Here is a 7,020-nt window from a genome sequence, read left to right as displayed (position 1 = left end):
TCCCCAGTACGGAGCTCATGATGTCTACGTCCGCAGACAAGGTCGTCGAGGCGCTTCGCGCGTCGCTCAAGGAGACGGGCCGCCTCCGCCAGCTCAACCAGCAGCTGACCGCCGCCGCCCGGGAGCCGATCGCGATCGTCGCGATGTCCTGCCGCTACCCGGGTGGCGTCGCCAGCCCCGAGCAGCTCTGGGACCTGGTGGCCTCCGGCGGCGACGCGATCGGCAGCTTCCCGACGGACCGGGGCTGGGACCTGGACAACCTGTACGACCCGGACGCCGACCGGGCCGGCCGCTCCACCACCCGCGAGGGCGGCTTCCTCTACGACGCGGCCGACTTCGACGCGGAGTTCTTCGGCATCTCGCCGCGCGAGGCCGTGGCGATGGACCCCCAGCAGCGGCTGCTGCTGGAGACGTCGTGGGAGGCGTTCGAGCACGCCGGCGTCGCGCCCGCCTCGATGCGGGGGCAGAAGGTCGGCGTCTTCGTCGGCACCGCCGCCAACGGCTACGGCATGGGCCCGCAGAGCGAGGCCGAGGGCGCCGACGAGGGCTACCTGCTGACCGGGACGGCCACCAGCGTCGTCTCCGGGCGGATCGCGTACGCCCTCGGCCTGGAGGGCCCCGCGGTCACCGTGGACACCGCCTGCTCGTCGTCGCTGGTCGCCCTGCACCTCGCGTGCCAGGCGCTGCGGCAGGGCGACTTCGACCTGGCCCTGGCCGGCGGCGTGTGCGTCATGGCCACCCCCGGCCCGTTCGTGGGCTTCTCCCGGCAGCGAGGGCTCGCCCCCGACGGCCGGTGCAAGTCGTTCGCCGCCGCCGCCGACGGCACGGGCTGGTCCGAGGGCGTCGGTATCCTGCTGGTGGAGCGGCTGTCGGATGCGCAACGCAAGGGGCACCCGATCCTCGCCGTGATCCGCGGCAGCGCCGTCAACCAGGACGGCGCGTCCAACGGTCTCACCGCCCCCAACGGGCCGGCCCAGCAGCGGGTGATCCGGCAGGCTCTCGCGAACGCCCGGCTGACCACGGCCGACGTGGACGCCGTCGAGGCGCACGGCACCGGCACCGTCCTCGGCGACCCGATCGAGGCGCAGGCCCTGCTGGCCACGTACGGTCAGGGCCGCCCCGCCGACCGGCCGCTGCTTCTCGGCTCGATCAAGTCGAACATCGGCCACAGCCAGTCCGCCGCCGGCGTGGCCGGTGTGATCAAGATGGTGATGGCGATGCGGCACGGGCTCGTGCCGTCCACCCTGCACGTCGACGAGCCGACGCCGAAGGTGGACTGGTCGGCCGGCGAGGTGTCGCTGGTGACCGAGGCGACGCCGTGGCCGGCGACCGACCGTCCCCGGCGGGCGGCTGTGTCGTCGTTCGGCATCTCCGGCACGAACGCGCACACGATCATCGAGGAGCCGCCCGCCCCGGACGCCGCCGACCCCGCCGAGACCGGGTCGGCCCCCACCGTCGCCCTGCCGGTGGTGCCCGTGCTGCTCTCCGCCCGCTCCGAAGCAGCGCTCAGCGCGCAGGCGGGTCGCTGGGCCCGGTGGCTGGAGGACGACGAGGCCCTCCGCACCGTGGACGTCGGCTGGTCGTCGGTCGTGTCGCGCTCCGCGCTGGAGCAGCGGGCCGTGGTCTGCGCTACCGGCCGCGAGGAGTTGCTGGCCGGGCTGCGTGCCTTGGGCGCCGGACGGCCGTCCGGCGCGTTGTTCGTCGGGCAGGCGGTCGGCCGGGGTTCGCTCGCGGTGCTGTTCTCGGGTCAGGGTGCGCAGCGTGCCGGGATGGGCCGGGAGTTGTACGCCGAGTTCCCGGTGTTCGCTGCCGCGCTGGACGAGGTGTGCGCACAGCTCGACGCGCTGCTGCCGCGCCCGCTCAAGGAGGTGCTCTTCGCCGAGCCGGGTACGGCCGAGGCGGAGTTGCTGGACCGGACGGTGTTCACGCAGGCCGGTCTGTTCGCGGTCGAGGTGGCGTTGTTCCGCCTGGTGGAGTCGTTCGGCGTCGCCCCCGACCTGGTCGGCGGTCATTCGATCGGCGAGGTCACGGCCGCGCATGTGGCGGGGGTGTTGTCGCTGGCGGATGCGTGTGTGTTGGTGGCGGCGCGGGGCCGGTTGATGCAGGCGTTGCCGGCCGGTGGTGGGATGTCGGCCGTTGCGGCGGCTGAGGCCGATGTGCTGGCGACGCTGGACGGCTTGACCGGTGTGGGGGTCGCGGCTGTCAACGGGCCGACGTCGGTGGTGGTCTCCGGTGCGGTGGAGGCGCTCGACGAGGTGGAGCGGGTCTGGCGTGGGCGGGGTGTGCGTACGCGCCGGTTGTCGGTGAGTCATGCGTTCCACAGTCCGTTGATGGAGCCGATGCTGGATGAGTTCCGGGTGGTCCTGGACGGGCTGACGTTCGAGGCGCCGGCGTTGCCGGTCGTGTCGAACGTGACCGGTGCACTGGCTGGCGTCGACGAGATCCGTAGTCCCGACTACTGGGTGCGGCACGTGCGGGAGGCTGTGCGTTTCGCCGACGGGGTCGCCGCGCTGCGCGCCGCCGGGGTGGACACGTTCCTGGAGATCGGCCCGCGCAGCGTCCTGACCGCCATGGCCCGGGACGTACTGAGCGGGCGGGAGCCGGCGGACGCCGACGACGACACCCCGGTCGTCGCCGTACCCGCCCTGCGCGCCGACCGCCCCGAGTCGCGGGCCCTGCTCGCCGCCCTGTCCGAACTGCACGTCAACGGAACACCCGTCGACTGGGCGGCCCTCTACGCCGGCACCGGAGCGACCCCGGTCGCCCCGCCCACGTACGCGTTCCAGCGGCAGCGCTACTGGCCCGAGCAGATGCCGGCCTCGGCCACCGGCCCGGTCAGCCCGGACGTGGTGGACGTCGAGTTCTGGTCGGCCGTCGAGCGCTCCGACGTGGCGGCCCTCGCCGCGCAGTTCGGCGCCGACGGGGCGGGCGTCCTGGCCCCGGCCCTGCCGGTCCTGTCGTCCTGGCGCAAGGCGCGGCTGCGGGACGCCGTCGTCGACGGCTGGTCGTACCGGGTGGTGTGGAAGCGGACCACCGTCCCCGCACCGCTCACCCCGCCGGGACGCTGGCTGCTCGTGGAGCCTGCCGACGACGCCGCCACGACCGAGTGGGCCGGGGCGCTCGCGGGGGCGCTGAGCGCCGCCGGCGGCGAGGTGTCCCGGCTGGCGGTGGACCCGCTCGCCGAGCGCCACCAGGTGACGTCGCGGCTGGCCGGCGCCGTGGGGGACACCCCGTTCACCGGGATCGTCTCCCTGCTGGGCCTGCTGGAGCGACCCCACCCCGGCCGGCCGGCGGTGCCGCTCGGCACGGCCGCCACGATGACGCTGGTGCAGGCCCTGCACGCCGCCGACGTCGCGGCACCACTGTGGATGCTCACGCGGGGCGCGGTCGGCACCGGCGACACCGACCCGGTGCGCAGCGTCGCCCAGGGCGGGCTGTGGGGCCTGGCCCGGGTCGCCGGGCTGGAACACCCGCAGCTCTGGGGCGGCCTGGTCGACCTGCCGGACGCGCCCGGGCGCGGCGACTGGGACCACGCGGTGGGCGTCCTGACCGGGGGCGGCCACGAGGACCAGGTGGCCGTGCGGCCCTCCGGTGTCTTCGTGCGGCGCCTGGTGCGCGCCACGCCGGCGGCCGTCGGCACCGTCGACCGCTGGCAGCCGTCCGGCACCGTCCTCGTCACCGGCGGCACCGGGGCGCTCGGCGCGCACGTGGCCCGTTGGGCGGCGGCCAACGGCGCCGAGCACCTCGTGCTGACCAGCCGCCGCGGCGAGCACGCCCCCGGGGCGGCCGAGCTGCGCGACGAACTGACCGCGCTCGGCGCCCGGGTGAGCCTGGTAGCCGCCGACATGGCCGACCGCGCCCGTGTCGAGGCGCTGCTGCGCGACGTCGACGCCGACCCGGCGCCCCTGACCGCGGTGGTGCACGCCGCCGGGGTGGGCCAGCTGAACATGCTCGTCGACACCGACCTCGCGGGCCTGGCCGGGGTGCTCGACGGCAAGATCGCCGGCGCCGTGCACCTGGACGAGCTGCTGGGCGACCGACCGCTCGACGCGTTCGTGCTGTTCTCCTCGATCGCCGGCATCTGGGGCAGCGGCGGCCAGGCCGCGTACGCCGCCGGCAACGCCTTCCTCGACGCCCTCGCCGAGCGGCGCCGCGCCCGCGGCCTGACCGCCACCGCCGTGGCGTGGGGCCCCTGGGCCGACGGCGGCATGGCCAGCGGCGAGGGGCAGGAACTGCTGGCCCGCCGTGGCCTCAGCCCCATGTCGCCGGCCCAGGCCGTGTACGCGCTGCGCAGCGCCGTCGGCCGGGCCGGGCCGGCGCTGACCGTGGCGGACGTCGACTGGGCCCTGTTCACCCCGGCGTTCGCCGCCGCCCGCGCCCGCCCCCTGCTCGACGACATCGCCGAGGCGCGCGACGCCCTGCGCGTGGTCGACGCGGAACCGGAGGGCACCGTCGGCGGCGGGCTGCGGCAGCACCTGCTGACGCTGCCCCGCGCCGAGCAGGACCGCCACCTGACCGAGCTCGTACGCACGCACACCGCCGCCGTGCTCGGCCACTCCGGCACCGAACTGGTCAAGGCCAACCGGGCGTTCAAGGAACTCGGCTTCGACTCGCTGACCGCCGTCGAGCTGCGCAACCGGCTCGGCACCGCCACCGGTCTCACCCTGCCCACCACCCTGGTCTTCGACTACCCGAACCCGGCCGCCCTCGCCGACCACCTGTCGGCGACGCTGCGCCTGCACGAGGTCGAGACCGTCACCGCCTGGGGCCCCGCCGGGCCGGTCGACGACGACCCGATCGTCATCGTCGGCATGAGCTGCCGCTACCCGGGCGGCGTGGCCAACCCGGACGACCTGTGGGAGCTGGTCGCCACCGGGCGCGACGGCATCAGCGGCTTCCCCGACGACCGCCACTGGGACATGGGCCGGCTGCTGGCCGTCGACGCCGACGGGCAACCCGTCTCACACACCCGCGAGGGCGGTTTCGTCGACGGCGCCACCACCTTCGACCCGGGCTTCTTCGGCATCTCGCCGCGCGAGGCCGTCGCCATGGACCCGCAGCAGCGGCTGCTGCTGGAGGCGTCCTGGGAGGCCATGGAGCAGGCCGGCATCGACCCGGAGGAGCTGCGCGGCAGCCGTACCGGCGTCTTCGTGGGCGCCTCCCCGTCGGGCTACGGCACCACCGACACCCCGGCCGAGCTGGCCGGCTACCAGCTCACCGGCGGCGCGCACAGCGTCATCTCGGGCCGGGTGTCGTACACCTTCGGGCTGGAGGGCCCGGCGGTGACGGTCGACACCGCCTGCTCGTCCTCGCTGGTGGCGGTGCACCTGGCCGCCCAGGCGCTGCGCGGCGGCGAGTGCGACATGGCCCTGGCAGGCGGCGTCACCGTCATGGTGACGCCCGGCGCCTTCGTCGAGTTCTCCCGCCAGGGCGGCCTCGCCCCGGACGGGCGCTGCAAGTCCTTCGCCGCCGCCGCCGACGGCACGGGCTGGTCGGAGGGCGTCGGCGTGCTGCTGGTCCAGCGCCTCTCCGACGCCCGGCGGCAGGGCCGCCAGGTGCTCGCCGTGCTCGCCGGCAGTGCCGTCAACCAGGACGGCGCGTCCAACGGTCTCACCGCCCCCAACGGGCCGGCCCAGCAGCGGGTGATCCGGCAGGCTCTCGCGAACGCCCGGCTGACCACGGCCGACGTGGACGCCGTCGAGGCGCACGGCACCGGCACCGTCCTCGGCGACCCGATCGAGGCGCAGGCCCTGCTGGCCACGTACGGTCAGGGCCGCCCCGCCGACCGGCCGCTGCTTCTCGGCTCGATCAAGTCGAACATCGGCCACAGCCAGGCCGCCGCCGGCGTCGCCGGCATGATCAAAATGGTGCAGGCGATGCGGTACGGCCTGCTCCCACGGACCCTGCACCTCGACGAGCCGACCCCCCACGTGGACTGGTCCGCGGGCGCGGTCTCCCTGCTCACCGAGGCGCGCCCCTGGCCGGCGGTGGACCGGCCTCGCCGGGCCGCCGTGTCGTCGTTCGGCATCAGCGGTACGAACGTGCACCTGATCCTGGAGCAGCCGCCCGCGCCGACCGACGCGGACGAGCCGGCCGACGGCGACGAGCCGGTCACCGGTGACGAGCCGGCCCGGGTGCCGACGGTGCTGCCGCTGCTGCTGTCGGCCCGCGACGCGGCCGGGCTGTCGGCGCAGGCCGGCCGCTGGGCGCAGTGGATCGGCGGCACCGGGGCCCCGCGCCCGCTCGACGTGGCGTGGTCCTCGGTGGCGTCGCGCTCCGTACTGGAGCACCGGGCCGTCGTGTCCGGGGCGGGCCGGGACGAACTGCTGGCGGGCCTCGAAGCCGTGTCGGCGGGCGAGGTCTCAGCCGGCGTGCTCACCGGCCCCGGCGGCCAGCGCGGCCAGTTGGCGTTGCTGTTCTCGGGTCAGGGTGCGCAGCGTGCGGGGATGGGCCGCGAGTTGTACGGGGTCTTCCCGGTGTTCGCCGCCGCGTTGGACGAGGTGTGCGGGCACCTGGATCCGTTGTTGCCGCGTCCGTTGCGGGAGGTGCTGTTCGCTGAGGCGGGTAGTGCTGAGGCGGGGTTGCTGGATCAGACGGTGTTCACGCAGGCCGGGTTGTTCGCGGTCGAGGTGGCGTTGTTCCGCCTGGTGGAGTCGTTCGGGATCGTGCCGGACATGCTGGCCGGTCACTCGATCGGTGAGGTGACGGCGGCGCATGTGGCGGGTGTGTTGTCCCTGTCCGACGCGTGCGTCCTCGTGGCGGCGCGGGGCCGGTTGATGCAGGCGCTGTCCACGGGCGGCGGCATGCTGGCCGTGGCGGCCGACGAGGCGGCGGTGGTCGAATCGATCGCGGGGCTGACCGACCGGGTGGGCGTCGCTGCGGTCAACGGGCCCGCCGCCGTGGTGGTGTCGGGTGCGGTCGACGCGCTCGACGAGGTGGAGCGGCACTGGCACGAGCGGGGCGTGCGTACGCGTCGCCTGACGGTGAGTCACGCGTTCCACAGCCCGTTGATGGAGCCGA

The 7,020-nt window shown here is 75.1% G+C and carries 1 protein-coding gene (cut by a window edge); it reads left to right on the top strand.

The window, feature by feature from the left end; translation table 11 throughout:
- Positions 1-20 precede the first annotated feature (20 nt).
- A protein-coding gene (locus KSK32_RS31590) for a type I polyketide synthase (protein ID WP_216935500.1) crosses the window boundary here: on the top strand, positions 21-7,020 show its 5' end (the start). 22,886 nt of this gene lie beyond the right edge of the window; 7,000 of the gene's 29,886 nt are visible here — the first part of the coding sequence; its start codon is at positions 21-23; the stop codon falls past the right edge of the window.

The sequence above is a fragment of the Micromonospora sp. WMMB482 genome (assembly GCF_019038635.1).
GTDB classification, from domain to species: Bacteria; Actinomycetota; Actinomycetes; order Mycobacteriales; family Micromonosporaceae; genus Micromonospora; species Micromonospora marina.
Note: the sequence above shows the minus strand (reverse complement) of the source record. Positions and strands in the feature narration are given on the sequence as shown.